This is a genomic window from Bacteroides sp. 2201st1_D9_2201SCRN_220225, from assembly GCF_040928965.1.
GTDB lineage: Bacteria > Bacteroidota > Bacteroidia > Bacteroidales > Bacteroidaceae > Bacteroides > Bacteroides stercoris.
On record NZ_JBCODG010000011.1, the window covers coordinates 53,487 to 78,727 of the forward strand.

Below are 25,241 nucleotides of genomic sequence, written 5' to 3' on the forward strand. Positions count from 1 at the left end.
TCGTGTTAGCAGGAGATGACACAGGCTCCAGCCGTGTGAATTGCGGCTCTGTTGAAATCCCGGCCTTGCCCCCTTTGCCCTGTGCTGTTCTTTTTGCGGTTCCCGGAATGCCGGCACGTTCCTTTACAGGTCCGATGTCTGCTGTGGCGGAAGCCGGAATGGCGCCGTCGTATAACGTTAGGGATACGACGGCGCGAGACGGGCTTATCGGGGACAGCAGGCTGAATCCATTCCCCCGAACCGCACGTTCCCGTGCTGGAAAAGACTGAAAGTTCTCATAATACCGGCACATGGCTTTATGCTTCCGATGTATCCCGCGTATGGGTCTTCTGCGGAGTCCGAAGGCGACGGTCAGCCGCCTTCAGACTCGGAAAGAAGACGTTGGTACGCGGGATGCCCAAACCTATTCCTTGAACTTTCCCGGTGTGCTCCGGTAACGGGTGCGGGACAGACGGCACATGACTTTAATTTCCCGATACATTACAGGCGCAGCCAGAATCGAGATGGGATTAACCGGGTGTTAGACCGGTTAATCTCGATATGGATTCTGGTTATAAGCCTGTAACGTTGAATAGCCTGCCCGTCCACCCGTTCTGCCGTGTGCCCGGCGTAACTTATAGCGATGCCACCAGCGTGTTGTACACCGCCCGGCTGGTCAGAAGGGCGTTACGCATGCAGCCGACAGTCAGGTAACCCGGTATGTCCCGGTCTGTTTTATCGCGGTTGGCCTTCACGTTGCGTTCCCGTCCCCGGACGATGCAGCCATCCGGTTTGGTTCGGACATATCCCAGACCGCCGATCTTGCACCTGCCCGTCTGAACGGCTCTAAAGCAGTCCATCACGAACTTGTTCAGCTCGTTGAGGTCACTCTTCACATTACAGACCGGCAATACCTGTATCGCCCAGCTGAACTCGCCCTTGTACAGGTAACGGTTCACGGCGTCCACGGCTTTTACCAGTGTCGTGTCCCGGCAGCGGATTGTCCGCCGCTCGATCTCGTGCTGGAAGGTCTTGATGCGTGATGACGAGAGCGAGACCATGCCGCCCTTGATACTGAATCCTAAGAACTTGAACCAGACATCGGCTGCCAGGTATTCCACTTTCTTAGGATTTAGCTTCATGGATTTATCTTCCAGGCGTTTTTGGAGTGTGTCCATCGCTTTTTCATAATCCTTGCCGATAAAAAGCATATCGTCGGAATACCGGACGTAGTAGCCGTTCATTTGTGACAGTTCCCTGTCTAGGTCGTAGAGCAGTACATCCGCCAGCCAGCTAGCCACAGCACAACCCTGTTTCAAGGATTGATACTTGCTTTGCAACCGGTTATCTTCATCGAAATAGAGGTCCGAGTGGTAATATTTCCTAAGTACGTCTATCAGGGCAGACTGGCCGTGTTTGGCCTCCACCTTGTCGAACGCCTCGTCGATGAACCGTATCGGAACACTGTCGAAGTATTTGGAAAGGTCGGACTTCCAGCCCAGACAGCCGCTATTGCCGGTTTCTGTCATCCGGTGGCTGACTTCCGTAACTACCTTGCCGCACCCTATACCGGTCTGGTAGGACTTGCACGAAGAGTGCAGCATCTCCGGCATCAACTCGAAGAGCAGGTCGTTGGCGATACCCAGTACTACGCGGTCCATCGGCTCGTTTACGTACACTGTGCGGAACTCACCGTTGTCCTTGGGTATCTGCGCCGTGTGGGGAGGGGAAATCTCGTACTTTCCCCGGCGCATGGCATAGGCCATCGCCATACGGGTATGCTCGTCGGTCAGCCGAATAAGTTGGTCTTTCCTAATGTCTTTCAGCACGCCTTTCTCAATGGCCTTCGTCCACCGGCCTATGTCGAAGAACATTTGCAATATCTTGTCTTCATTCATAGCACTCAAAACTTTTTTGGGAAAGGATAAAATTCAGTATGTCCATGCCGGATTCTACGTCACATTCCTGCTCGTACTCCTCGCCCGTGTAGTAACTGTAACCCATGATGAAGATTTTCCCGTCTTTCCGGAGCGACGCGTTCGTGATGACCAGTTCCACGGGGTCACGGTCCACAACATGGAGATAGGTCGAGGATTGTTCACCGTTGTCATCAAGGCTGCCGCCACACTCGGAAAGCAGCTCCACGGACAGGGCGTAACATTTTTCATTCAGGGCTTTCTCCGCCACGTGATGGTTGTTCATCTCTTCCGTAAGTGTTCGGATGCGGTCACCGCGTCTCTGCTCGGGAACCGGTTCGAAAGCGGTTTCGAACATCCAGACAGGCATCCATTTATGGAAGACGGCGGGTCCCAAGCGGCATATGTAAACTTCATCGTTCTCTTTCTCCGTCTCCGGGATATCCATTCCCGAGGCTCGTGCTGCCGCTACGCTCATGCGCTCGAAACCGCCGAGGCAGGAAGGTGCCGACTTCAAACGGTAGGGACGGATGTTTCCTACAGGGACACCCATTGACATAAGTAGCATCCCCTTAAAAGTGTCGGTAACGGGAGTGGTTTGCTGTTTGTTCATTCTTTTATTCATTTTCTGGTCTTTGTACATACATTATGATTTCTCACGCATCCTCCGCAAGGGCCACAAGCCGCTCTTCCGGCAGCAGGAACTCCTCGTCCGTGAAGTAATAGCAGATTTTCCGGTCCACGGCCTCCGCCTCGTCCGATATGGGTGCGCCGTCTTTGCCGACCAGCACGTCTTGCAGACCCGTTACAGAGACCAAGGTTTTGTATTCCCCGCCCGTTCCACGGAACAGCGTCAGTTCCCTGACAAAATATTCCCTGTCATTCCATGTGATAATCTCAAACATTTCCTCCACTTCCGGGAACAGCCGGCACAGGACCGGAAACAGTTTGCAGGCATCGCTCCGGAGCATCAGGAAGACACATTCCATCAGGCATAGTCCGGCATCTTTGAGCATGGGCAGCAATACGTCCGTGCCTGCTCCGTTTGCCTCTGCCACTATCAGGGCTTTCCAGTATCCTTCCTGGAATGAGTCCGTCCAAGGGATGAGTTCGGCTGCCCTGACGGAATAGGAAACCGCGATTTCTTCCGGATTGTCCTCGTCCGTGGAAATCAGTCCTATTTTCGTGTCATCTTCGACAGGCTCCTTTACCGGCAGGCAGACTTTCATTTTCCGGAACGTGTCCGTGTCCTCGTCCGCCCAGTTGACAAAGCCGCCGAATCTTATAAAATCATATCTGCTCATTTGTCATTATTGTTTATTGTTATTTACCTTACAATTCTTCCGGTTCTCCATCGTTGATACTCCGGTAGAAACGGTCTCCGTCCGCCCACTTCTTGGCGGTGATAGCCAGCTCGAACGCTTCCTCTATGGAAAGGCCGTCGGCGGGAAGGGCATCAAGGAGTTCTCCCATGCATACGTCATTCTCGCGATACTCTTTCTGCACCTTTCCGAGTGTCATTCTGCCCTTGTCCGTCTTTTTACGCCACAAAAGCATCTGTTGTATCCAATTTTTCATGCGATTCTTTTATTAAAGGAAATCCTTGGCATAACTGCGGGCTTCATTGAAAGTGTTGAAGCCGATTCCACTCATGCAAGAGATTGCCCAGTATCTTAATTTCCTGCTTTCGGCACGGGCAAGATAGATTTGCCCGATACAAATCCCGTCTTTGAGAATGTCATGCCGCTTGTCTTTTGTAATCCGTACCATGTTCCGACATTCACTTGTCCATTTTCCAAAATCCGTAATCGGACCCGTCACCGAGATGAGCACCGAAATAGTACCCCTCCGGTGAGTAACTATCGAGCGTGTCGAACAGCGATTCCAGCAATCCCGCCGCGTCATCGCTGTTCCACCAGTCTGCTTCTTTGTCCTCCATGGCATGGGCGGGGATGGCATTCATCACCTGCACGTATTCCGGTGTGTCACGGATAACGTCCAAGAACGCCGGAATCAGGTCCTGCGTGCGCATCGTGCCGTGGGAGATACTCTCTCCCGGCACGGCATGGAGGCGGTTTTGTGTCCTCTCGTCTATGAACATGGCATTTAGATAAAGGGCAGACGGGTATCTTCCAGCATGGAGGCCAGCATTTGACACATCTCGTATGAAGCACGGTTGCGGTCGTCAATGCAGCGTGAATCACGCCCTGCCATAGCGGTAATGGAAGCCTTTACCGTTCTGAAGAATGTCTGTTCCAGTGTCTTGTGGAAATAAGGAAGAGCCTGGGCGAAACGTTCGGACTTGAATCCCAAATCGTTCATGGCGTATTCCAGCTGTTTGGCCGCCTTGTACTCGCGGCTGTTCTCCAGGCTTTCCGGAATATCACCGAACTGTGCGGTCCGGAGCTGGCGTTCCAGTTCGATGACGGCCACCGAAAGCAACAGCTTGATGGCTTCCGGGTTGCCGATACCGTGTTTCTGCCCGTCAGCGGTATGGAACTCGATCAGGTTTACACTGTTATTCTCTTGTAATTCTTTGTAGCATGCGAGGGTCTTGCTGAGCGCTTTTGCTTTCTCTTTATCCATAATTTTATCTGATTTGATTGTTATTGCACACAAGTACGTCCCCAACGATGAAGTCTTTCGACGCCGGGTGATGAGCACGGAATATCCTGCTCGCTTCAAGATTGAGGGACAGAGGGATAAGTTTGCCTTCCTCGTTGACGACCATTGTCGTGCTCCCGTCCAGTTCCACCAGTTCGATGTAGCCGCCGACAATCGCCTGCATCTCCTCCAGCGTGAAGTCTGAGCCATTGGCTGGCTGCACGGGTTGGCGTGTTCCGTCCGTTTTGATGATTTCTGTCATAGTTGCTTTGAAATTTTAAGATTCATGACTCGCCAGTATATCCAAAATCTGTTGCAAAGGGAATTTTTCAGTCCAGAATCGCTCGTCGGTATGTTTGCCGTACGCCCGGTATCTGGCTTCCCCGTTTGCAAATACCGCCAAGATATGGCTGACCAGCACATTGTCCGGCGGAACCAACCTTTCCAGTTCCGTTTCGGTCAGTTCCACGAAGCACCAGTTATTGTCTTCCGGCAAGTCCTCGCTGCCCAGTATCCCGTCCTCGTCCGGCTGGTAAAAACCAACCGATATGTCATAAAAGTTCAAAGACTGGAAACTGATGTCATCCTTGAATGGCTTGACGGCTTCCAGCCTGCCGGACTGTGTCTGTCTCCACTCTTTTGACAGGTACACGATTGCAAAGTCGCAGCAATCCCATGCACTGTCAGTTCCTGCCTTGAGCAGGAGGTATGGGGTAGGTTCATTTGAGATTTTCATCGTATTTCCCTCCTTTTATGCCACGCGTGATACCGTTTCACGGTGCGTAGCTGGTTAATGATATGGCCAAAAAGCTCGCGTGAATAGATGCGGTAATGGAACACAGCCGAATACTCGCATACATTGCCGTGAAAGTCCACGTGGGAGCGGTCATCCGCAAAGTCGAACAAGTCGCCCTGGATTTCCAGCGTGTATTTGTTCTTCCGTAGCCAGTCAAAAAACTCGAAGATGTCCTTCTTTTGGGAGTAGAAAGTGCAGTATTCGTAGCGGTTTCCGCGCAGGTTCCTCAGCAATGCCGCCATCTCGTTCCGTTCCCGGCGGTCGCCAAATTCGGATCCCGTCCGAGTGGCGAGGTTCTTCAGGAAATATATTTTACCTCCATACTCGAAATAGTACGGTATGTAGGTGACCGTCTTTTTGTACCAATTGACATATTTGACAAAGGAAGCCTTCTTGACGATGGCGGGATGCAGGTTTACTTTCTCCATGTGTTCCCGAATCTGGCGGTAGATTTCCGCATTGGAAAGACGTATGGGACGTTCCGCCCGGAAATACCTGCCGTCCGACTCGAAACAGAGCGCGTACAGGTTTCGGTAATACGGTTCCCCGACAAAGAACCAGTCGCTCTGCATGCGGGCCGGAGGCAGGCATTCCAGCAGTTCGTAATAACGTTCCTCCGTAATTTCATGGAAGGGCTTGCAAAGTGCCCGGGTATAACGCTTCACAAGCAGTGTCATGCGTACCGGTGATACAGCGACCAGGTACGGGTTCTTCTCCCTTTCGCGCAGTGCTTCCAGCGTCTCGCCGCCGTAGTCGCTGTGCATGTCATCCGACATCGACGTGAGGCATGTCCCGTCGAAATAACGTGAATCGATGATGTATCTCATGGGCACTGGATTAAATGGTTATTTTCAACACCTGACCGGCGGCATATTCGGCATTGCGGGTGAGCTGGCGCTGCCATGCCTGGTTGCGTGGCGCCCACTTGAAAGCGTTACGCTTCAAGGTCGTACGCATATCGGTATCGGGTATTTTGTCGAAGAGGATTTGCAGGCGGTCTTCTTCGAAGTTGTAGACCACCTTGCCGCCATCGAACGGAATCTCACGATTTTCACGGCTTGCCCGTTCCTGCTGCTTTTCCCGCACCTTGCGGACGAGTTCGGGATACTTGAAGATTGAATGGCGTGCCGTGACGACAGGTTTCTTGACTTTGTCGTTCCACTCTCGCAGACGAGCGACGGCACGGTCGATGATTTCCACGTTGCCATGGTTGACATAGGTGGAGAGTCGCCCGGCGAGGTTGCTGACGAAGAGAGCCCGGCTATAGCCTCGTGCCGTACCCGTATCGATACCGTGAATGGTCGAGGCGGCATCGTCGATAAAGGCTTTGACCTTCTGCCACTCCTCCTCGAGACGCTGTTCTTCGGGCTTGGCCGCTTCGGTAGCCTTGCGAATCGCTTCGAGTGCACGTTCTCGCCATTCCCGGAACGCCGTGACGCTCTTGGCGTGGCTGTTGCAGGCCTTTTCGTTGCGGCCCGTGTTGAAGCGTGCAGGTCCCGTAATCATCGCGCTGGCACAACGGCTGTTGGCGGCGATCATGGCAGAGAAATAGCGTTTGTAGTTTTCCATGTAACGTTCCCGCTGCTGCTCGGGCATCGACTGCAAATCCTCGTGCAGTTCCTTTTCGTGCGAGGCGATGTCTGACTCACCCCGCTCGTCGGGTGAGAAGGAGGTGAGGTTGTAGGAGCTGCACGCCTGCTTGAAATATTCTTCCAGATAGCCCGGGTGCGCCACTTCCACAACTTCCCAGTCCTTGAAGTCCGCCGGGGCGAGGATTTCTTCCTTGCCCGGATTCCCTACAAGATGGGAATAGCTGCAATACCCGTGTCTCTTTCCCCTGAAAAGAAACGCTACCGGTTCGCTTTCCGGGGCATCCACACGCCGCACCATGGTCACACGATGGGCATTTTCCTTTGTCAATAATGTTGTTTCCATACCTTTCTTCTTGATTTCGTTATTTGATTGTTTCCGATTTTTATTGTTGCTTCATCCGGGCGGCATGGTCCATTACAGAGGCGAACCCCACCTCGATACCTATCTGGTATCCGCCCTTGATAGTCGATTCCAGCTCCGCCTCGCTTTCGATCAGGGATTCCGAATCATCGGCATAAAGCCTGTACAGGGAGAATACGTCTGCCTCCCATAGCTTCCGGGCATTTTCCGCCGATACAAGCAGCCACACGAAACCGTCCTCACGGGTTACCTTGACGGCGGCTTCGCTATGGCTCAGAGTCCGCCACTCCTTGATGTCCAGTGCCACCCTCCACACGATATACATCAGCGCATCGTGGCGGCTTTTAATATCAGGGGAATCGCACAGGCGGCTGGCCACATCTTTGAGTGTCCGGAAAGAGTCCGCCATGAACTGCTCCACGACATACGGCTTTTCGGCAATGGCGGAACAGGCATCGTCCGCCCTGCCTGATTCCGGAACGGTCTGAATATCCTCCTCTTCAAGGAAGATTTCACGGTGCAGGTAGTCCAAGTAGTAATATGATTTCATTCCGCTTATTCTTTGGGGGTGAAAGTGATTCTCGTGTGCCCGTCATAACCGAAGGACGGTTTCAGGCCGAAGGCTTCGGCATCACTGCTGATGCAGCAGATGTCCCAAATCTCCAACCCTCCGGCGCAGGTTATGACGGTATTGTTTTCAGATATTTGCGGCGACTTGTCTTTCAATGCAGCCCCGCCGCAGATGCCGCGTAGAATAACACCACGCTGGTGGGTAGTAAGTTCTTTCGTTTCCATAGACCTAATCTTTTGCTTTTACACCGAACATGTTCTCCATTGTACTGGCGAGGGCTTCCTTGAAACCGTCGCTTACGCCCCAGTATTCAAGTAACCCGTTGCCGATGACCTGCATCTGTTTGTCGGTGGGCATATCGCCATCATACCCGTATTCCTTGAGCAGGGCACGGCTGATGATGACACCTTTTATCTCGTTGATTCTATGTTCCTCTCCCATAGCCGTTAATACATCTTTACCCGCAGACCAGATATCTGCTTTCTCGTTATTTCTGTCATTTTCTTTATCCGTTTATAAAAGCATAGGGGCATTCCGCCCCCATAGTTGTTATTAATTCATATTATTTTGCATGATTTTTTCCGGAACACCTATCCGGCATAGATGTACTTGAGCTTGGGCACTCCGTTCTGGAGCACGGTGAAGGCGTTTTCTTCCACCTGCACGTCCTTTGCCTTTGGCCACCATAGCCACGAGAGTTTCCCGTCGGGTTTGAGGAATGCCACGGCATTACCCTGCACTTTCCCGACCTCACGCACGCCGAGGTCTTTTCCGCCCTCGAACAGCCGGACGCACCGCCACTTCGAGCCAAGCGTCATTTTCCGTTTCACGTCTGCTAATGTTTTCATACTCATTGCGTTTTTATTATTGCATATAAATTCTGCATTTCCGGTTGCACCGTCTCAGGCTGTCCGCCGAGAGCGGATAACTGCGGTTCAAATGGTCGGGAAACCCTTCTCGGAACATCAGCTCCGCCGTAGCGTACTCCTTGCACCATTTCCGCCGACGTCTCCCACGGGCAGGTCTCGTTTCCGGCATCCGCCTTTTCGGAGATTTCGGCACACGCCATTTCCCACCGACAAACACCGCTTCATATTCCCGTTGTAACACGCCGCTGCAATACGCCGCCACGCTGACAGCGGGCACACTTCCGAGCTGTCCCGTCGCGGCAAGGCTGTCAAGCGTATCGGTGGCAGCCTTGAAACTGGCAAAGCACCCGTAACTGCGGGTGCGCTTTGCGTCAAACACTTCTATCATATTTATTCGTTTTATTATTGGCACATCCGTTCTCCGCTTCCCCGCACAGGATAACAGCGGAAGCACGGCAGGCGGTTCCGCAGAACGCCAGACCGTGCTTAACCGTGTTATATACAAGGTAGGCACAACGCCTCACGGCGCAAGGAAGTCATATCGGAGGGAATTTTAGAAAAGTGCGGGCATTTCAGGGTGCAATCCTGACACAGTGTATATCAATGCCCGAAAAAGCGCGCACGCCCCGCAGTTTCCGCAGCACGTGTGCGCGTCATGTCACTCGCCATCGTCCCCGCTGTCAATTCCTGCGGTGATGTTGCATATCTCCTGCAATGCCGATTCTATCTGCACAAGGTCGTCGATGTCGAACTTCACGGCATCGCAGTCCTTCTCCCACACTTGGCGGGCTATGAAGACGGCATCATGCAGCGACCGCTCGGACTCTTCCAGAGCGGTCTTCAGGTCGTCCACGGTGTACTCCCCGTCCTGCGGCGGAGGTACAGTCCCGGCACCGTTTTTTGCCGGGAAATTCTTTTCGCCTATCACGTTACAGTTGCTTTCGCCCGAAATGAAAAGCGCGTATCCGTGGCATACGTCACAAGAACACGCGCTTACGACGGCAGATACGAAAAGGGCAGGCAGTCCCACACGTTCAGCGGGCTGCCTGCCGTCCTTTTGCCTTTTTCGGGCAGGTTTCAGTTACTCCGTTGCCCTTATGCCGCCTTTTTGCTTTCGTCGGCAACCGTTCCGGCAGGCTGTTCCGCCACCTTTTCAGCCTTGCCGGTCTTGGTCGTTTTCTCGGTTGGCTTTTCGAGGCTGGCGAGGTTCGGGGCGAAATTCATGGCGTTGCGGATAGCCTTTGCAGCGGCATGGATTGTCTTTTGGAAATCACGGTTTGACTTCTCGAGGTCTACTTTGGTCGGCACAAGACCGATACGCGCCCAAACGCTGTCGGTAAGGTCGTACTTCTTGATACGATTTCCCGACTTCTCGCAGATGATGATTTCCGCAGGGGTTGTGGCACGGAATTTCGAGCGTATGCCGTCGGCATCGGCACGCAGTTTCTTTTCCTCCGCAATGGTGTGCCACATAGTTGCGACCATGTTTTTAATCACACGGAAAATCTCGTTGTCCGACTTGTCGGCAGGCTCAAAGTCCGCACCGAAAAAGTGCTGTGCCGTCTGCACGAGTTCACCGTCCTTGTTGGTAGAGTTGTAAACCAACATGATACCTGCAAACGAACCGATGTTTGCATACTGTTCCTTGTTCAATTTAGAAGTTGCCATAATGATAAAATTTTAGAAACACTGCGCAAAATCACGCATTGCGGGCACTCGGGGAGTCGAACCCCGAACTCTGCACCATAGCGCAAAGTGTGGCATTTCCTGCCACGCGCCCAAAAATTTGCCGTGCATTTCACCCTGCACGGCAAAATTTTTCGTAACTTTGTCGCACTTAAAACGTACCCCATAGCAGAGCTATCCAAATGAGCGCATTTTCGGCATATCGTATCTTTGCACGAGTTCTACTCATCGTGTCGTGGCTCTGCGCTGCTTTACTCCAATTTCGGCAAGACGCTTCTCTGGCACGTTCCGGATCTTTTCCAATCCGGCAGCTAACAGTAAGGCGGTGGGCGGCTGGTGATTATGGGCATAACATTGGCAATGCTCTTTTCTCAAGCTCCGTGCGGACTGTTTTTCCGCTACCGTGCATTTTATCTCCGTGCGCACAAGGGCGCAATTATGGCATTATTCTTGCACGTCCTTTTCAGTGGCGGTATTCTCAATACTCCCAGCGACTTGCAAAAGTCTTGACGTATTTCCGGCACTCGGAATAAATACGATTTATCCCGTTCCATAAATTTCCCTACTTTCGTAGGTTGGCAATACTGGTATTATTGCCCCGTGCGAAGCGTGGTTATTTAACGCACTCTTTAAGCGTACCTAAACGCACACGGTGTTGTTTCGGGTGTTACCCTTTGACGGCTCAACAACTCACTTTCGTGTAAACGCCGTTTTTGTTTCTCGCTCTCGGCGGTCTTTGCTTTTCTGTTTTTTAATTCTGTTTTTTACTATCTATTTTTTTATTCGTTTTTCTCCGTACTTGTTTGCCGTTTGTTTGGCTTTCGAGTACATGACTATTATAAAACCGTTTTTCAGAACTGCAAAACTTTTTGAGAAAAAAATTTGGAACGTTCCAAAAACAGCCTTTTTGCGAATATGGAACGCACGCGCGCGAAGTGAATTTGTAAATAGTTGAATATCAATAAAATAGAAAAAATGATTTTCTTTGAAAAAAATTTTTCCTTTGCAAAAATCAAAAAAGCCCCGTTTCAACGTATGTATAAAATCAAAATCAGTTTTGTCTATTGATTATCAGATTATTAGCTGCTTAAAATGGATAAAATAGGACTGAAAAGATTTTTTTACTTTCAATTTGTAAGCAAAGATAATGTAAAAGACGTTTTTAGGCTTACTTTATACAAAAGTAAACCTAATAAATTATTGATATTCAATGGTGTAATAAAAATAAAAAGATTAGGGAGGGTGTACCCTCGGGTGCGGATTCGGTCTCTGTCCTCGGGCCGTTTTTTCAAGTCCGGTTTTCCAAAATGGCTCAAAATGCGGCTTTCGGATTGAAACTGTAAGCAGGTATCAAAAAATATACAGTAAAGTACTTGTATTTATCATGGTTGCTTAAGGTGCTGGTGTTCACCATGTCCCATATTTTTGAAATATTCTCATTTGTGGATGCCTGTCCTTTCAATTTTCACGGGTGTACAGACTTTCTGCACGATTTCCGGGTTCCGGCTTGAAGTTGTTTTTTAGATACGCTGAAAACGCATCAAAAAATATATAGAGACACGTCGGTATATTGACTGTTCTTAACCGGATTGGACGACGGAAAAGGAGGATGTGTATTCCTGTCATTCAGTATGTTCGGATATGCTTTTCACAATCGGACAATCTTGTAATGTTTTGTTCCTTAATCATATAGAATATACAGAACGAAGCTATCCACATGGATTCCGACTTATTTGTACGGTTTTTGTGACTTTATACAGGAAACCGTGGAAATGCAGAAGAAATGGGGTTCAGTCACCTGCCTTTTTGGTGAATTATACGTATATTTGCCGTATTGTATCCACTTATGTATGAAGTATGGCATTTTGCTGTTACAGGAAATATCTGGATAAAGAATCGAAAGAATGGAATCATATCATAAGAAGAAAATCGGGAGTATTCCGAAAGACAGCACGGGTGGGTCGTCCATTCGCAAGGGAATGGTCGTCTTCAACGGTGGGACATCGGAAACCGGACTTGTGGGAGATGTCACGGGTAATTGCGTGTCGGTTCCGGTAAGGATGACTGCGGGCAGAGAACTCGTTACCGATGACGCGGTCATGTTTCTGAATGATTGCCGGGAAGCGAGCGCAGAGCAAAAGATTGCCCTCCAACGCCTGCTGAACGAAGGCCATCTTGCATGGGACAAGCGCCGGGGTGTATGTTCGGAATCTCTCTATGCTCCCAAAGACGGACAGTTGGTAAAACTCAGTATCCTGGATGAGCATGTAATACTGGGGGCTTTCAAGGAAATCGACGCAAAAGGACGTGTTGTGCTGTATTGCCTGCTGGACGAAGACGGGAGCCTGCGCTATTCCCTGCATGAAACAGTCGGGTACGCGGTGAATCTCCAGATACTGCCTATCGGAACCAGTGGCCGTAGCAGGCTTTCCGATGCTCTACGCCAGAAAGGGCTTGCATGGAACGGACGGCTGAAGGAACTCGAACGGCTGGCAACACGTGTCAGACGCGGTGACAAGTACTATTACCTGAATGACATACTGGAAATCCGTGAATGCAGGGACAACAACAGGCCGGCGGACAGGAAACGGTTGGAATGCGGGAACTATTTCATGGAGCGGAGGGATGCCGAACTGGTACGTGACTGCGTGCGCTCTGTCGTAAGGCTGAACCGCGACAAGGATGCCAGACGGTAAGAGGGTGACGGTATAAGGTATTCGTTCTGTTTCTCTCTCTTGTATCTGGGGAGGAAGTGGTCCTTTAATCCTCATCTTATCCGTTTTCAACACTTTCCGATTCAAAAAAACAAAAAAACAGACGGCGTGCCGTCTGTCATGATTTGTTTCTTTTTTGGTATCTTTTTTCTTTGCGTCAAAGAAAAAAGTACATCTTTCTTCTTGTATAATACTACTTATAGTATTGTTGCTACATTTGTAACACCCCTCCTGTCAGATACACGGTACATTTGTACCACATTGAGGGGAAAGATGTGGCGAATTTCGCGTCTTTCCACCCAAATTCCACTATCGGGAGCATGAATCGCAAGCCGATGTTGCCGCTTCGGAAAATTGCAGTCGCCTTTTGCAGGGCAGCATTGCAAGAACGAAAACGGTCTGATTTTCACGTGCAGGAAAATAACCGCAAAAAGAGATCCGATAAAACATCTATATATGAAAAATATCCCCTATATTTGCATAAAATTTACATATAACTGCGATATAATATGATTATTCAGTTCACAGTCGAAAATTTCCTTTCGTTCAAGGAGCCGGCGACCTTGTCTTTGGCTGCTTCCGCGCTGAAAGAAAAACAGACCCGGTCCGATGAGATTGTTTTTGAGCTTGAAGGTACGAACCTCTCTTTGCTGAAGAGTGCGGTCATCTACGGGGCCAATGCCAGCGGGAAATCGAATCTGGTCAAAGCACTCGATTTCTTCAAATGGTTTGTCATCAATTCCTCCAAAGGCGTGCAGTCCGGCGAAAGCATACGGGTGGAAAGTTTCCGTCTCAACCGGAGGACGGAACAGGAGCCCAGTTATTTTGAGGCGGTCTTTGCCGACGAAACGGTCCAATACCGCTATGGGTTCGAAGTCGATGAAAAACGTGTACACCGGGAGTGGCTTTATCAAAAGGGCAACAAGCGCAAGGCAAAGGAGGTGGAACTGTTCCTGCGTGACGGCGATGAGTATGAACTGCATCCCAAATTTTCGGTCGGCAAAGAGGTTGTCGCCAAAAAAATGGTGCGCGACAATGCGCTGCTTCTTTCCGTGGCAGCACAGTTCAACGAAAGCGTCTCGGTGGAAATCATGGGATGGTTGGCCAACACCACGATTGTTCTTGGCAGCAGCGACGAGCGGATTTGGGAAATGGCGATAGCCCAGATCGATGATCCGTCCATGAAAAGGCGTATTGTGGAGTTTGCCCGGTTTGCAGACTTCGGAATCGACGACATACGCAAGGTTGACAATACAGTCATCAGTTCACACCAGCAATATGACGAGGAGGGCAACGCCACGAAGACGGTCACTTTCCCGTTCCGCGTAAACGAATCGGAGGGTACGATCAAATACTTCTCGCTGGCTTATCCTATAATCGACGCGTTGGATCATGGCAAAAGGCTGGTTGTCGACGAGTTCGACTCGAAAATGCACCCTCTGTTGACAAGTCGCATCATCGGGCTGTTCAATTCCAGAGTGACAAATCCCAGGAATGCACAGTTGATTTTCACGACACATGACACCAACCTGCTTAATGCAAGCCTGTTCCGCAGGGATCAGATCTGGTTTACACAGAAAGATTCGTTTGGAGCCTCGGAACTCTATTCGTTGGCGGAATACAAGGTTCGCAACAGTGCACCTTTCGAAAAGGAGTACCTGATGGGGAAATATGGCGGTATCCCTGTCATCGGCCAGTTTGAACGGTTATTTGACCTGAGGGAGGAAGAATATGGCAGCACGGACGAACAAGCGTGATCCACGCGCGGCACGGACACTCAGGCGTATCAGTTTTGTCCGTGAGGTCAAACAATCCTTCCTGATCATCTGCGAGGGGGTAAATACGGAACCGGATTATTTCAATGCATTTCGCCTGACTTCCGCCAATATTAAAGCGGTAGGCCAGGGACTCAATACGGTAGGTCTTGTCCAAAAGGCTTTACGGATGAAAGAAGAAGAGCGGAAGAAAGGACGCGAGTATGACCAGTGCTGGGTGGTATTTGACAAGGATGACTTTCCCGATCGGGATTTCAACCGGGCTATCGGTATGGCGGAAGCCGGTGGCATGAGGGTGGCATACAGCAACCAGGCTTTCGAGTATTGGTTCTTGCTGCACTATAACCTGGTACAAGGCCCGATGCACAGAAATCAATATGAAACAAAGCTATCCGGCTTGTTGGGCTTCTCCTACAACAAGGAAGCCGGTACAGGCGGTCGTGTTTTCAGGGAGCTGGGCGGTAAACAGGCTCAGGCCATCACGAACGCAAAAGCCGTATTGCGCCGAATGGAGGGAATACCGCCGGCACAGGCGGAATCTTCGACAACGGTGCATCTTCTTGTGGAAGAACTGAATAAGTATATTTAGCATATTCTGTCGTTTGCCCGGATAATATTGTACCCGGCTACCACCTCCTTCCGGTTTTATCGGATTTTATGTCGCAAAAACACAAAAACAGACGGCAAATCACAACGATGCCGTCTGTTTTTATTCATTTACGTTCCGTGGACAGATACGCTCAAACTTTTCGGTGTCTCTCTTTCCATTGGCTGACCTCTTCGTCAGAGACGGATGCCACGGTCCTTTTTTCCACATCGAACATCCGATGACAGAATGCCCTGATAGAAAAAGGATTTCCAAGTTCCGCCAATATCCCTACAAGCCGGTTGTAGGAATCCATGTGCCACAGGTAATCGTACATCCCGCTGACCGGCACCCGTTCAAGCAATCCCATACGCGTTGTCTTTTCCACGCACTTGTCGAAAATCCGCGAACCCATCTCCATGTTCTCCATGTAGTACCGCTTGCTGCGCAAGGTGTCGTAACCTTTTTCACGCAGGCGTGTACGGTCTGCCATGTACAGCATGAAGATGACCTCTTCCGGGGTGAACGCGCCGACCAGCCCGGTGAAGCATTTCATAAACGGTATCACGTGTTGCCTTTTGTCGTCATTCCCTTTCATGTCCGTTTTCGCGTTCGTTCGTCCGTAATGTTTCCGCTTCCCCGTCATCCTTAATCGACGGATTGACATAGAACTGGCATATCCTGCCGTTTATCATCGGTTTATACACGGCGTATCCCAGTTTTTTGGCGTAACGCCCCACGGATACGCGGTTGGCGAACTTGCCGGTATGTTCCGTCAGGTGTTCCGACATCTCCCCGACGGTCATTCTGCTTTTCAGTTTCATATCATTCGCGTTTAAATGTTTTCCTGATAAAGGATAGCCGTGACTAATACGAACTGTTTGCAAATGGTATGAATTAATAAGAGGCGGTTCCATGAAATCGGCAAAGGAGGAATCAACCGGTTATACTGATACTTCATTCATGAAACCGTCCCTCATCTATTTTCCCATTATCCGGACAATCTCCCGTATCGTGTCGAAGTTCCGCTCGTCCAGCCATTCTTTGGCCACGTTCCACGAGAGCGACATTCCGAACTTCAGGTTCTCCATGGTGATGGTATGGTGCGACAACCTGCCTTCAGTGGGCTTGAGCCCTGCCGCATGCAGTTCACACAGTCCGTCCTGAAAGAATGTGCACCCGCCTGCTTCCTGTTTCGTCTGTACCATCGGCACGATATACGGGATTTTTCCCAACAGCAGGCCTACCGCCCACCGAGTGGGTGCAAGACGCTCCCTGTATCCGGCTTTCAGCAACCGGAGGATGTCTTCCGGCGTACCGAGGCACGGTATCCGGCATTGCTGCCTGCACAGACGGCAACGGCACTCTACCGGCCGTCTTCCTGTCTTGCGGATGATCCGCTGTAATGCCGTTTCCATCGCTATGCACCCGGTGGGCAGTATTCAGGGTTCCTCTTGCGCCACAGTTCTATGATACACTCCCGTCCGGCCTGTGTCCATCGTTTGGTGGATCCGAAAGTATATACCTTGCCCCGGCTGTTCTCCCACGTGTAAGGCACATCGCATTGCCAGGCCCGGCAGGAAGGAAAGACCACCCATTGCCGCTTCTCGTACTTGCAGATGCCCTCTTCGGCAAGGAACTGGTGCAACTGTCGCGGCGATATGCCGAGTTCGTCAGCGATGCGCGTGCTCTTGAACCAGTCCCTGTTCTCGATAAACTCCTCGTAGAATACGATTTTCGGCAGGGATTCACTCACCACCTTCCGCAGTTCCAGAATCAGTCTCGTCGCCGATTCCATATCCTGCGGCATGGGACAATCCATACAGGGCAGACCGGGTGCCGCCACCCTGGGGCGTTCGCGTACGATTGTCTTCCCTCGTTTCACGGAGAGTTTGCCGATAGCCTCGCCCAACCATTCCGCCAAAGACAGGTCAGGGGCGATCCATCTGGCCAACGGTATGACAAGCGGTGATTCCAACCAGGTCGCACCGTGCCCCCGCCCCCGTGTGGTGAAGACTTGCGACTCGTATTTCCCGGTATGTCCGTTGCCGGCCATTTCCCTGCGGAGCATATCCGTGGAAGCGATGCGTAGCCATTCAGACGGGATTTTCCCGAAGTGCATCGTGATCTGCGTGGCGTTGACCATCAGCTTGTCGCCGACACGCCGGAACGTGACGGGGAACCCTTCCTCGAAGTGCATGACGATGTCGTCCTGCGGGACGGCGTGCAGCTCCCCGGCTTCCAGTTCCAGAAGCTTGTTGCCCCACACTTCCAATTCATCAAGCAGGTCACGGGGTATAATAGTCTCCTTGCGTACCAGTTGTAAAAGCCGGCGCATATCGATGGGACGGAAACCCCACTGTTCCCTGCCGTTTTTCCGGAAACTGATTTTCAATGCCGTCGGGCAAACACGGGCGATGGCGCCGTTTTCAAGCAGTTCGTCCCGCTTGAGTATATCGCATATATCCACGGCGCAGATATGGAGCTGGCCGTTATGGTTCCGGGAAACCCTTATGTTCCAGTCCCGGAACGGAACATTCCTATTTTCCCTCATAGGTATTTCCTCCTTTCTTTTGGTTATCAGACTTACGTTTGTTTTCAAGCAAGGCTCTCTTATGTGCCATCTTGCGCACCGGATAGTACGTGCGTTTCTCGCCGCAAAGGGCGTCATAATCTTTCAGCATCAGTGTGCCGAGGTCGGCCAGCTCGATTTCCACATCCGGATGCAGATGCCTGAAATAGAGTCCGCCGCTGCATACATACTTGCCCGTGCAACAGAATGAGATAGCCTGCAAGTTGCCTTTTGTCAATTCCGCCGCGCTGTGCAGCGAGCGCGTGACCGCTACAAGAACCTGTGCCCCGTTGAAGATGAGCACCATCTTGGGTCGTTTAAATGTGCTGCGTCTCATGTTGTTCTAAAATTTGCGTTAATTCCTCCTTTGTAAATCTAAGACCGGCAGCCTGTACCAGCCAAGTGTCTGAAACCGTAAATCCACCGGACAGCAGTTCGTCCACGCGCTCCAGAAGGTAGACACCGAACGCGGGATCGATGTAAACGACAAATAATAGAGCCAGACATTCATCAATTAACAGGTGTCCCGACGCCTCGTCACGGATGATCATCTTTTCCCTGTCTATTCCGTAGGCGTCTGCCAACGCCGTTGCCCAGTGATGGAAAGCGACACGGAAATCACGGACATTATGCCGGCGTGCATCTCCTTTGGCCTGGATGAAGCGTGTCGCGTCGAAATAGACCGGTCCGTCTTCCCGTAACGTTCCGAAAAGCAGATCGGGGAACTCCCTGTACCGGATTATCCGGCAGGGAATCTTTTCTTCTTTCATGTTCTCTTTTTCATTGTTCTTGGATTTGTATCTAACGTGGTGCAAAGATATATCTTTTTAATATGAAATACACTATAAATATATACATAAATTACACTTTTAATAAATTGTTAATCACTGATAATAAGATATTTACAACATAAATAAAACCGAAATATCTATATATTTAAGTTGTATATTTCGGTTTGTAAATCAAGCATTAAGAGTCCCGTTCTCCATATATTCTTTTAGCCGTAAAAACCTCTCTTGAGGATTGTCTCTACTCTTTGAACAAGAAACAAAAAAATTATGGCTACATCGGACAAATCATTTAACGGGGAACTCTTGGAGAGTATTTTTAAGACCTCCAAAAAGACAATTCAGGAGTATGTCCGCGAAATCGAGCGCAACAACCGCTACCGTTCATGCCGTCAGGATACCGGCTCGGGATATATTCTCGATGACCGCGCCCGGCTCATTGACCTGTATGAAGCCTGCCTGCAACAGGACGCTCATATACGTTCCGTTGTCGAGACACTGGAAAGCCAGATTCTCGGCGACCGCTATATGCTTGCCCGTGTAAACGAAAAGGGAAAATACATCAAGGACGTGGCGAACTCCCTGAAGATACAGGGTTCGCAGTTCGACAAGATAATCAAGGGCATAGTGGAATCCAAGCTCTACGGGTACACCCTGCTTGAAATCATGCCGCATACTGACCCCAGAACGGGCAGGCTGGCGGAAGTCAACATCATCGAACGGCGTAATGTGTTGCCGGACCAGAAAACGGTACTGAAGCGGCAGGGACTGTGGGAGCCGCATTGGGATTTACATGACCCGGCATATTACCGTTGTTATGTACTGGTAAACTCCGGCGACTTGGGACTTTTTTCCGCCACGACCCCTTTGATACTGGCCAAGAAATTCACGGTGGCCAACTATGTGAACTTTTCCCATACTTACGGACAGCCGATTATCCACGGAAAGACGGTCAGCGAGAGCAACGCCGACCGCAAGAGGCTGGCTAACGAGATAGCCAACGCGGCACAGAACAAGGTGGTGGTTACCGGCATTGAGGACGAGGTCGATATCAAGACATTCACCATGTCCAACTCGGAAAAGATATATACCGGGCTTATCGAGTTTGTGAACAAGGAAGTTGCCAACCTCGTGCTCGGCTCCGAGTCGATGGCCGGAGGGATGCAGTCGTACGTGGGTTCCACGAAAGCACACCAGGACATTTTCCGCGACCGTATCGAAGTCTACCGTCGGTATATCGAAAACGTCATGAACGAGGAGATAATCCCCCGCCTGGTGGCTATCGGGTATATCCCCGGAGGATTGGAGTTCCGGTATTCGAACCGGATAGAGATGAGCAACGAGGACCGCATCAAGCTCTATTCGCTGATCACGGACAAATATGAAGTGGCGGCCGATGAGATCGAGAAAGAGTTCGGTATCAATGTGGGCCGGCAGCTCAATGTTATCCCGGGATTAGGTTTCGGAGCCGAAGGCGGCTCATCCGGTCTCAGCCACAACGACCGGGGCATCATGTCGGACGAGGAGTATTTCCGGCGTTACGGACGCCCCCGGGGGGCGAAGGTCGGAAATTTTCTGCGGGGAGCGGAATAGAAGCCCGTCTTCCGCTCCCGGACAACGCTCCGTTCAGGGCTGTCAGGGCATCTGCAACCACGGAATCCGATACGGAAAAGGAGTATCGTGTCATTTTCGATGCATTCCGCAGGCTGATCCTCTATTGGGAGAACAGCGCGGAACGTCTCGACATTATAGAGGACATCATCACCCTGCGTGCCTCTTTCCTCATAGACCGTGCGCTGACAGGTCTGCGAATCGATATGGACCGGGCATTGGAGATACTGAAAAATCACAACTCCTTTACAACAGAGAGGGAACGGCAGCAGCGTGACATCCTGATTGCAGCTATAGACAACCTGGTGGATTTTGCCGCGGCAGAGGAGTATGCCATGCTCGGGGAACTGCCCGAGACAGCGGATGAACAGGACATGGAAGCATACGAAAAGATATGCCGCAGGTATAACCTCGTCCATGCGGAGGAAGAGAACAACCAGGTATTCTTCGCGGCCTCGATGGCCGCATGGTGGATGGCGGTGGATATGGATACCGTGCTTACCTACATGACACAAGGCGATGAACGGGTACGTGCCTGGCATCTTTCATTGGAAGGGATTTCCTTCCGCAAATCCGAGTTTCCTCCGGAGCTGATACCGCCGATCGAATGGGGATGCCGCTGCTTTCTGGTCGCGGAGGGGTTCGCCGCTGTCCGGGCGGCTTTGCCGGATAAGGGAGACTATCTGGAAAAGGTGGATCCGGTCTTCCGGGAGAGCCTGGCAACCGGCGGGCGTATCTTTTCCGATGCGCACCGCTATTTCTCCGTCCCGCTTCCGGGTTACATGAATGATATTGTGAAACGCATTAAAGGAAAGTTCGCCTATGCCCAAGATAACGCTTGATGAGTTTTGCAGCCACTGGGTAAGCAGGACCAGTACGCGCGTCATGGCCAGCCGGCTGGAGTTCAACGTATTCGACTTCGCAACTGCTGCCGGTGACTATACCAGGCAGCAGTTCGTGTCCTCATTCGCTTCGGGGGGATTCAACGGTAGCAAATGGGCGCCTCGTACCTCCAAATGGGGAAAGAGGTTCACCCATCCTCTCATGAACGATACGGGGACTCTGGCCCGGAGCATACAGTCGGAAGCCGGCCGGACAGACATAGTGGGACGGCGTTCGGACCGTACGCGCATCTTCCGGAAAGGCGCCAGGTATTGCATGTGGACTACGGAAAAGAGCTTTCCAGTCAAGGGCAAGCGGGGACGCAGCAAGGAGCGTTACGGGCATTATGCCGCCATACACAATACCGATCCGAAGTTCGGGCTGTACACGGTAAACCAGTATTCCACGCGCCGTCCCGTACACCGGCAGTTCATCGGATTCTCACCGAAGACGGACGACTATATCGCCGCCCATTTCATAGATATGATTTTTAAAGGATTTCCACACCAGCCGTTATGATAAAAGACAAACACCCAGCACCACAGCCCGCACAACCGTCGGCACCGGCGGAGAGCCTGCCTGAAGAAGTTTCCGCGAACCCTTTCGTGGAGATATACCGGGCCGTTAAGCGGGCTGTCCTGACCCTGCGGGAGAATCCGGACGACCCGTTGTCGCCGCCCCTGTTCAAAACCGTCGCTATCGACAACGGCCAGTTCGCCCGCATTGTCCGTGACGATAACACGGAGTATGAGACTGTGTTCCCTGCCGTGTTCATCCACTTTATCAACGTGAGGTACCTGGTACAGCAACAGCGTATCGGTGAGGGACGCGCCACCATGCGCGTGCGGTTTATCCTGAATACGCTCAACAATGCGGACGAAGACAAGGAATGCGAGGCGTTTCTGGTCTTCCAGCGGCTCAATGTAGCCATACAGGATGCCAAGAACCATGAGCCGGCGCTGAGCGAGCGGTGCAACCTGACCTATTTCGACATGCCGCTTTCAACCAATATGTTGCAGGCGTACTGGATAGACTACGAGGTATGGTTCAGGGAATCTTCCGCGTGGAAATACAGGGACTGGGTAAAAAGGTATGTGGTCATGCCCCCGTTCACCCAACACAGCGATGCGCCGCAACATGACAGCGGCGGACACGGCTTCCATCCGCGTCCGGAACATGACGAAGTATCTGGTTTTTCGGATACTGGATCGGAAAATTGAAATCCATGCAGGAGATTTATCCGCACTGCGTATAAACAGACATGAATCAGCAGATAATACAAGACTCATGATACATTTTCTGTACTTGCTGAATTTAGAATGTTCAGCATGCCGGTCTTGATACAAATAGTTGCAACCGGTCTGTAATTTGAACAATCTATTATACTGTAAAGATAATCGCATTTCCATAAATGGATGGATTCTCATATTTCCACTTCCATAAATAGCAGTGCAAAACCTTTTCTTTTTCCACCGCCTACTCTTGTTCAAATAACCCTTGCATATGGATATGAACACACTTCAATATGTCGTCGGAGAGGCGAAGGCAGGCCAGCCGGCTGTTATCCGTTTCTTCGGTCGCGTGACGGAAGAGACGACCTCACGTTTCAATGACGAGTTCGACTTTTTGGAAAATATCATCCGTCCCTCCTGTATCCGCGTGTTGATCAACTCGGAGGGCGGCAGTGTCCTTTACGGCATGTCCACCTATTCCACCATCGCCAATGCCACGGTGGATACGGAATGTATCATCGAAGGGGTCGCGGCATCGATGGCCTCCATCATCTGGGCGGCGGGCAAGCGTTCTCTCATGCGTGATTATGCCATACTGATGATTCATAACCCGATGTTGCCGGACGATGACGGAGGGGAACCGTCGGACATGGTAACGGCTTTTACCAAACAGATCGAGACGATTTACCGGAAACGGTTCGGCCTGAAAGCGGAGCATGTGCGGGCCATCATGGACGGACAGGCAGGAAAGGACGGGACCTATTTCGACGCACAGGCTGCCGTCAAGGCCGGCATCATACCTGCGGAGCATGTCATCCATACCTCGAAGCAGCTTTGCCGTAAAGTGCATGACGAGATAGAAGGATTGACCGATACGGCCGCCATCCAGGAACTGATGAGCCGTGTCAGCGCGGGAAATAAACCTTTCAAAGGCATTGAACCTACTCTTACAGAAACGGAAAACGATATGGCAAACGAAAACAAGACACAAGGCTTTGAGTACGGGGCGATTGCAGCCTCGCTGGGCATGAAGGACGGTGAGGTCAAGGACGTGATGGCACGTATCTCTGAACTGGCCGCGATGGAACCCAAATACAGAGAAATACAGAAATCACTGAGCGACGCGCAGACCGTCATCGCCGGAAAAGACGCCTCCATCCGGAACTTGCAGACAGACCTGGCCGCAGCGACGGCACGCCTTTCCGCCTACGAGCAGAAAGAGAAGGACGAGCAGGCTTCCCGTATCGAGACATTGGTGGAGAATGCCATTGCAGAAGGCAAGATTGACCGTGAGGCGAAAACGCAGTGGGTGGAGATGGCCGGTTCCAACTTCGAGTTGGCGGAAAGCACGCTGGCTTCCATTCCCGCGCGGGAGAAAATCTCGAAGGAAATCGCCGATGACCCTGCCAACATCCAGGCCACGGCGGAAGCGACAAAGACCGCCGAACAGCTGATGGCCGAGAAGGTGGCGGAAGTGGTCGGTGCGGATTTCAAGTTCCGAAAGCTCTGACAGACTATCCGCGGGCGTCCGCCCGATTTTAACTGACATGCCGGAGACCGCAGTGTCTCGCGCGGAAACAGCAGGTATCCGCCAGTCGGCCGAGTTTCATTCTTCAACGGAAAACTTAAAACGACAATGGCTGATACAGTAAACTTTCTTCAAAACGGGTATAGCGGCGAAGTACTTGAGGACTTGCTGACCTATACCGTGCAGGGCAATGATACAGTCCGCGAGGGACTGATTCATATCAAGACGGGCATCCAGCACCGCTATACGCTTCCTGCCATCAAGCTGGGCAACATTATCCAGGACAACGTGCCGACCCCACAACCCATCCACGGAGCCAAGGGCGATGACGGCACGAACGAGTACCAGTTCACCGAACGCCATCTTGAGCCGTCCGATTTTATGGTCTATCTCGAGTTTAACCCGAGGGACTACGAGAAGTACTGGCGTTTCGCGCAGCCGGAAGGCAATCTCGTGTTCCGCGAGCTCGACCCGAAAATCCAGGCGACGATGCTCCGTCTCCTTATGGACAAGAAAAACGAGTATATCGGAAACGCCATCTGGACTTCCGCCCGCGGAGGAGAGACGGTGGCCAAGATTACCGCACCGGAAGGCTGCACGAAAATCGGAGCCAACAAGGAGAAATATTTTGACGGGGTCATCAAACGGATCCTCGACAATGTGAACTCCTCCGATGCCGAGGTGGTTGCCGGAGGGCAGTGCATCATTTCGGGAACGACCGAGCTGACGGACGGGGCCGCGGTGGAGGCGGCGCTCTATGCGATGTGGAGGAAATGTCCGAAGCAGATCCGAAAGAAGACATCTCTGACCTTTGTGGTCGGATGGGACGCCTGGGACGCGTATGACCAATATATCTCGGACAAGCAGGTCAAGTATTCCGAGAATACCGAGGTCAACCGCTATCGCTTCAAGGGCAAGCGCATCGTCCCGGTCGTGGGAATCCCCGAACACACGATGGTGCTCGGCGAGTTCTCCACCGGCATGGACTCCAACCTGTGGATGGGGGTGGATTACGCGAACGACACGGACATCCTGAAAATCGACCGTCTGCAGGCCAACTCCGAGCTGTTCTTTTTCCAGATGCGCATGAAAATGGACGTGAACATCGTCCGCCCGGCGGAGATCGTGGTCCATACCGCCTACAAGAAGAGCGAATAACACACCTTTCTTCATTCTCAA

The 25,241-nt window shown here is 51.4% G+C and carries 33 protein-coding genes; 9 read left to right on the forward strand and 24 right to left on the reverse strand.

Annotated features, from left to right (window positions below):
- Positions 1-614: 614 nt before the first annotated feature.
- The 18 genes from AB5903_RS05460 to AB5903_RS05545 form a co-directional block, all read right to left on the reverse strand.
- Positions 615-1,877, reverse strand: a complete 1,263-nt coding sequence (locus tag AB5903_RS05460) for an RNA-directed DNA polymerase (RefSeq protein WP_195422075.1) — start codon at positions 1,875-1,877, stop codon at positions 615-617.
- On the reverse strand, positions 1,870-2,508 hold the full coding sequence (locus AB5903_RS05465; RefSeq protein WP_009316558.1) for a hypothetical protein: 639 nt from the start codon (positions 2,506-2,508) through the stop codon (positions 1,870-1,872). Before AB5903_RS05465 ends, AB5903_RS05460 begins: the two co-directional genes overlap by 8 nt.
- Positions 2,509-2,551: 43 nt before the next feature.
- Positions 2,552-3,199: a hypothetical protein gene (locus tag AB5903_RS05470; protein ID WP_004293639.1), complete on the reverse strand. Its 648-nt coding sequence runs from the start codon at positions 3,197-3,199 to the stop codon at positions 2,552-2,554.
- A gap of 28 nt (positions 3,200-3,227) precedes the next feature.
- Positions 3,228-3,473 (reverse strand): hypothetical protein, encoded by a 246-nt coding sequence (locus AB5903_RS05475; protein ID WP_004293638.1) that lies wholly within the window; start codon positions 3,471-3,473, stop codon positions 3,228-3,230.
- A gap of 12 nt (positions 3,474-3,485) precedes the next feature.
- Positions 3,486-3,665, reverse strand: coding sequence for a hypothetical protein (locus AB5903_RS05480; protein ID WP_008143020.1), 180 nt, complete (start codon positions 3,663-3,665; stop codon positions 3,486-3,488).
- A 10-nt stretch (positions 3,666-3,675) separates the two neighbouring features.
- Positions 3,676-3,996, reverse strand: a complete 321-nt coding sequence (locus AB5903_RS05485; RefSeq protein ID WP_004303957.1) for a hypothetical protein — start codon at positions 3,994-3,996, stop codon at positions 3,676-3,678.
- Between the two features lie 5 nt (positions 3,997-4,001).
- Complete coding sequence (locus AB5903_RS05490; protein ID WP_004293635.1) at positions 4,002-4,481, reverse strand: hypothetical protein; 480 nt, start codon at positions 4,479-4,481, stop codon at positions 4,002-4,004.
- A 4-nt stretch (positions 4,482-4,485) separates the two neighbouring features.
- Positions 4,486-4,761, reverse strand: a complete 276-nt coding sequence (locus tag AB5903_RS05495; RefSeq protein WP_008143017.1) for a DUF3846 domain-containing protein — start codon at positions 4,759-4,761, stop codon at positions 4,486-4,488.
- 15 nt (positions 4,762-4,776) lie between these two features.
- Positions 4,777-5,235, reverse strand: a complete 459-nt coding sequence (locus AB5903_RS05500) for a hypothetical protein (protein ID WP_004293633.1) — start codon at positions 5,233-5,235, stop codon at positions 4,777-4,779.
- Positions 5,232-6,122, reverse strand: a complete 891-nt coding sequence (locus AB5903_RS05505; protein ID WP_008860787.1) for a hypothetical protein — start codon at positions 6,120-6,122, stop codon at positions 5,232-5,234. The genes AB5903_RS05500 and AB5903_RS05505 overlap by 4 nt, the downstream gene beginning before the upstream one ends.
- Positions 6,123-6,132: 10 nt before the next feature.
- Positions 6,133-7,230: a hypothetical protein gene (locus tag AB5903_RS05510; RefSeq protein ID WP_004293631.1), complete on the reverse strand. Its 1,098-nt coding sequence runs from the start codon at positions 7,228-7,230 to the stop codon at positions 6,133-6,135.
- Positions 7,231-7,270: 40 nt separating this feature from the next.
- On the reverse strand, positions 7,271-7,798 hold the full coding sequence (locus tag AB5903_RS05515) for a hypothetical protein (RefSeq protein WP_004293630.1): 528 nt from the start codon (positions 7,796-7,798) through the stop codon (positions 7,271-7,273).
- Between the two features lie 5 nt (positions 7,799-7,803).
- The gene (locus AB5903_RS05520) at positions 7,804-8,043 is read right to left on the reverse strand and encodes a hypothetical protein (protein WP_004293629.1); all 240 of its coding nucleotides are present in this window, start codon (positions 8,041-8,043) and stop codon (positions 7,804-7,806) included.
- A gap of 4 nt (positions 8,044-8,047) precedes the next feature.
- Positions 8,048-8,260 carry a hypothetical protein gene (locus AB5903_RS05525; protein WP_004293628.1) on the reverse strand — a complete coding sequence of 71 codons (213 nt, stop codon included), beginning with the start codon at positions 8,258-8,260 and terminating at the stop codon, positions 8,048-8,050.
- A gap of 149 nt (positions 8,261-8,409) precedes the next feature.
- Entirely contained in the window at positions 8,410-8,667 is a 258-nt protein-coding gene (locus AB5903_RS05530; protein WP_004303959.1) for a hypothetical protein, read from the reverse strand.
- Between the two features lie 16 nt (positions 8,668-8,683).
- Positions 8,684-9,076, reverse strand: a complete 393-nt coding sequence (locus AB5903_RS05535; protein WP_004303960.1) for a hypothetical protein — start codon at positions 9,074-9,076, stop codon at positions 8,684-8,686.
- 270 nt (positions 9,077-9,346) lie between these two features.
- A complete protein-coding gene (locus AB5903_RS05540; RefSeq protein WP_004293624.1) occupies positions 9,347-9,718 on the reverse strand; it encodes a hypothetical protein in 372 nt (123 codons plus the stop codon).
- Positions 9,719-9,783: 65 nt separating this feature from the next.
- Positions 9,784-10,356 (reverse strand): hypothetical protein, encoded by a 573-nt coding sequence (locus tag AB5903_RS05545; protein ID WP_117721218.1) that lies wholly within the window; start codon positions 10,354-10,356, stop codon positions 9,784-9,786.
- Positions 10,357-12,278: 1,922 nt separating this feature from the next.
- Between AB5903_RS05545 and AB5903_RS05550 the strand changes: the two genes are divergently transcribed.
- The 3 genes from AB5903_RS05550 to AB5903_RS05560 all read left to right on the forward strand — a co-directional run bounded on the left by AB5903_RS05550 (position 12,279) and on the right by AB5903_RS05560 (position 15,452).
- Positions 12,279-13,070: a hypothetical protein gene (locus AB5903_RS05550; RefSeq protein WP_004293621.1), complete on the forward strand. Its 792-nt coding sequence runs from the start codon at positions 12,279-12,281 to the stop codon at positions 13,068-13,070.
- Positions 13,071-13,597: 527 nt separating this feature from the next.
- A complete protein-coding gene (locus tag AB5903_RS05555) occupies positions 13,598-14,845 on the forward strand; it encodes an ATP/GTP-binding protein (RefSeq protein ID WP_004293619.1) in 1,248 nt (415 codons plus the stop codon).
- Positions 14,820-15,452 carry an RloB family protein gene (locus AB5903_RS05560; protein ID WP_004293618.1) on the forward strand — a complete coding sequence of 211 codons (633 nt, stop codon included), beginning with the start codon at positions 14,820-14,822 and terminating at the stop codon, positions 15,450-15,452. Before AB5903_RS05555 ends, AB5903_RS05560 begins: the two co-directional genes overlap by 26 nt.
- A gap of 151 nt (positions 15,453-15,603) precedes the next feature.
- On the opposite strand, the gene AB5903_RS05565 is transcribed toward AB5903_RS05560, so the two are convergent.
- The 6 genes from AB5903_RS05565 to AB5903_RS05590 form a co-directional block, all read right to left on the reverse strand.
- Entirely contained in the window at positions 15,604-16,047 is a 444-nt protein-coding gene (locus AB5903_RS05565; RefSeq protein ID WP_195291946.1) for a hypothetical protein, read from the reverse strand.
- Positions 16,034-16,273 (reverse strand): hypothetical protein, encoded by a 240-nt coding sequence (locus tag AB5903_RS05570; protein ID WP_004293616.1) that lies wholly within the window; start codon positions 16,271-16,273, stop codon positions 16,034-16,036. The genes AB5903_RS05565 and AB5903_RS05570 overlap by 14 nt, the downstream gene beginning before the upstream one ends.
- 156 nt (positions 16,274-16,429) lie before the next feature.
- Positions 16,430-16,867 (reverse strand): hypothetical protein, encoded by a 438-nt coding sequence (locus AB5903_RS05575; protein ID WP_195291947.1) that lies wholly within the window; start codon positions 16,865-16,867, stop codon positions 16,430-16,432.
- Between the two features lie 2 nt (positions 16,868-16,869).
- On the reverse strand, positions 16,870-18,003 hold the full coding sequence (locus AB5903_RS05580) for a phage antirepressor KilAC domain-containing protein (protein WP_004303966.1): 1,134 nt from the start codon (positions 18,001-18,003) through the stop codon (positions 16,870-16,872).
- A complete protein-coding gene (locus AB5903_RS05585) occupies positions 17,990-18,328 on the reverse strand; it encodes a hypothetical protein (protein ID WP_004303967.1) in 339 nt (112 codons plus the stop codon). The genes AB5903_RS05580 and AB5903_RS05585 overlap by 14 nt, the downstream gene beginning before the upstream one ends.
- 10 nt (positions 18,329-18,338) lie before the next feature.
- Positions 18,339-18,791 carry a hypothetical protein gene (locus AB5903_RS05590; protein ID WP_004293612.1) on the reverse strand — a complete coding sequence of 151 codons (453 nt, stop codon included), beginning with the start codon at positions 18,789-18,791 and terminating at the stop codon, positions 18,339-18,341.
- Between the two features lie 288 nt (positions 18,792-19,079).
- Here AB5903_RS05590 and AB5903_RS05595 point away from each other — a divergent pair, with 288 nt between their 5' ends.
- The 6 genes from AB5903_RS05595 (at position 19,080) to AB5903_RS05620 (ending at position 25,220) form a co-directional block, all read left to right on the forward strand.
- Positions 19,080-20,402: a DUF935 family protein gene (locus AB5903_RS05595; RefSeq protein WP_008142945.1), complete on the forward strand. Its 1,323-nt coding sequence runs from the start codon at positions 19,080-19,082 to the stop codon at positions 20,400-20,402.
- 224 nt (positions 20,403-20,626) lie between these two features.
- Entirely contained in the window at positions 20,627-21,262 is a 636-nt protein-coding gene (locus AB5903_RS05600; RefSeq protein ID WP_008142943.1) for a phage minor head protein, read from the forward strand.
- Positions 21,243-21,821 carry a hypothetical protein gene (locus AB5903_RS05605; RefSeq protein WP_008860784.1) on the forward strand — a complete coding sequence of 193 codons (579 nt, stop codon included), beginning with the start codon at positions 21,243-21,245 and terminating at the stop codon, positions 21,819-21,821. The genes AB5903_RS05600 and AB5903_RS05605 overlap by 20 nt, the downstream gene beginning before the upstream one ends.
- Complete coding sequence (locus AB5903_RS05610) at positions 21,818-22,522, forward strand: hypothetical protein (RefSeq protein WP_004293608.1); 705 nt, start codon at positions 21,818-21,820, stop codon at positions 22,520-22,522. Before AB5903_RS05605 ends, AB5903_RS05610 begins: the two co-directional genes overlap by 4 nt.
- A 283-nt stretch (positions 22,523-22,805) precedes the next feature.
- The gene (locus AB5903_RS05615) at positions 22,806-24,044 is read left to right on the forward strand and encodes an ATP-dependent Clp protease proteolytic subunit (RefSeq protein WP_004293607.1); all 1,239 of its coding nucleotides are present in this window, start codon (positions 22,806-22,808) and stop codon (positions 24,042-24,044) included.
- Positions 24,045-24,170: 126 nt separating this feature from the next.
- The gene (locus AB5903_RS05620) at positions 24,171-25,220 is read left to right on the forward strand and encodes a hypothetical protein (RefSeq protein WP_004293606.1); all 1,050 of its coding nucleotides are present in this window, start codon (positions 24,171-24,173) and stop codon (positions 25,218-25,220) included.
- The last annotated feature ends 21 nt before the right edge of the window (positions 25,221-25,241 follow it).

Coding starts and splice junctions, on each gene's coding strand:
- AB5903_RS05555 (WP_004293619.1), top strand. CDS start 13,598: ATGATTATTCAGTTCACAGTCGAAAATTTCCTTTCGTTCAAGGAGCCG.
- AB5903_RS05530 (WP_004303959.1), bottom strand. CDS start 8,667: ATGAAAACATTAGCAGACGTGAAACGGAAAATGACGCTTGGCTCGAAG.
- AB5903_RS05615 (WP_004293607.1), top strand. CDS start 22,806: ATGGATATGAACACACTTCAATATGTCGTCGGAGAGGCGAAGGCAGGC.
- AB5903_RS05610 (WP_004293608.1), top strand. CDS start 21,818: ATGATAAAAGACAAACACCCAGCACCACAGCCCGCACAACCGTCGGCA.
- AB5903_RS05600 (WP_008142943.1), top strand. CDS start 20,627: ATGGACCGGGCATTGGAGATACTGAAAAATCACAACTCCTTTACAACA.
- AB5903_RS05545 (WP_117721218.1), bottom strand. CDS start 10,356: ATGGCAACTTCTAAATTGAACAAGGAACAGTATGCAAACATCGGTTCG.
- AB5903_RS05505 (WP_008860787.1), bottom strand. CDS start 6,122: ATGAGATACATCATCGATTCACGTTATTTCGACGGGACATGCCTCACG.
- AB5903_RS05575 (WP_195291947.1), bottom strand. CDS start 16,867: ATGGAAACGGCATTACAGCGGATCATCCGCAAGACAGGAAGACGGCCG.
- AB5903_RS05585 (WP_004303967.1), bottom strand. CDS start 18,328: ATGGTGCTCATCTTCAACGGGGCACAGGTTCTTGTAGCGGTCACGCGC.
- AB5903_RS05580 (WP_004303966.1), bottom strand. CDS start 18,003: ATGAGGGAAAATAGGAATGTTCCGTTCCGGGACTGGAACATAAGGGTT.
- AB5903_RS05560 (WP_004293618.1), top strand. CDS start 14,820: ATGGCAGCACGGACGAACAAGCGTGATCCACGCGCGGCACGGACACTC.
- AB5903_RS05590 (WP_004293612.1), bottom strand. CDS start 18,791: ATGAAAGAAGAAAAGATTCCCTGCCGGATAATCCGGTACAGGGAGTTC.
- AB5903_RS05465 (WP_009316558.1), bottom strand. CDS start 2,508: ATGAACAAACAGCAAACCACTCCCGTTACCGACACTTTTAAGGGGATG.
- AB5903_RS05605 (WP_008860784.1), top strand. CDS start 21,243: ATGCCCAAGATAACGCTTGATGAGTTTTGCAGCCACTGGGTAAGCAGG.
- AB5903_RS05525 (WP_004293628.1), bottom strand. CDS start 8,260: ATGGGAGAGGAACATAGAATCAACGAGATAAAAGGTGTCATCATCAGC.
- AB5903_RS05475 (WP_004293638.1), bottom strand. CDS start 3,473: ATGAAAAATTGGATACAACAGATGCTTTTGTGGCGTAAAAAGACGGAC.
- AB5903_RS05570 (WP_004293616.1), bottom strand. CDS start 16,273: ATGAAACTGAAAAGCAGAATGACCGTCGGGGAGATGTCGGAACACCTG.
- AB5903_RS05510 (WP_004293631.1), bottom strand. CDS start 7,230: ATGGAAACAACATTATTGACAAAGGAAAATGCCCATCGTGTGACCATG.
- AB5903_RS05520 (WP_004293629.1), bottom strand. CDS start 8,043: ATGGAAACGAAAGAACTTACTACCCACCAGCGTGGTGTTATTCTACGC.
- AB5903_RS05595 (WP_008142945.1), top strand. CDS start 19,080: ATGGCTACATCGGACAAATCATTTAACGGGGAACTCTTGGAGAGTATT.
- AB5903_RS05565 (WP_195291946.1), bottom strand. CDS start 16,047: ATGAAAGGGAATGACGACAAAAGGCAACACGTGATACCGTTTATGAAA.
- AB5903_RS05620 (WP_004293606.1), top strand. CDS start 24,171: ATGGCTGATACAGTAAACTTTCTTCAAAACGGGTATAGCGGCGAAGTA.
- AB5903_RS05500 (WP_004293633.1), bottom strand. CDS start 5,235: ATGAAAATCTCAAATGAACCTACCCCATACCTCCTGCTCAAGGCAGGA.
- AB5903_RS05550 (WP_004293621.1), top strand. CDS start 12,279: ATGGAATCATATCATAAGAAGAAAATCGGGAGTATTCCGAAAGACAGC.
- AB5903_RS05535 (WP_004303960.1), bottom strand. CDS start 9,076: ATGATAGAAGTGTTTGACGCAAAGCGCACCCGCAGTTACGGGTGCTTT.
- AB5903_RS05515 (WP_004293630.1), bottom strand. CDS start 7,798: ATGAAATCATATTACTACTTGGACTACCTGCACCGTGAAATCTTCCTT.
- AB5903_RS05470 (WP_004293639.1), bottom strand. CDS start 3,199: ATGAGCAGATATGATTTTATAAGATTCGGCGGCTTTGTCAACTGGGCG.
- AB5903_RS05460 (WP_195422075.1), bottom strand. CDS start 1,877: ATGAATGAAGACAAGATATTGCAAATGTTCTTCGACATAGGCCGGTGG.
- AB5903_RS05495 (WP_008143017.1), bottom strand. CDS start 4,761: ATGACAGAAATCATCAAAACGGACGGAACACGCCAACCCGTGCAGCCA.
- AB5903_RS05485 (WP_004303957.1), bottom strand. CDS start 3,996: ATGTTCATAGACGAGAGGACACAAAACCGCCTCCATGCCGTGCCGGGA.
- AB5903_RS05480 (WP_008143020.1), bottom strand. CDS start 3,665: ATGGTACGGATTACAAAAGACAAGCGGCATGACATTCTCAAAGACGGG.
- AB5903_RS05490 (WP_004293635.1), bottom strand. CDS start 4,481: ATGGATAAAGAGAAAGCAAAAGCGCTCAGCAAGACCCTCGCATGCTAC.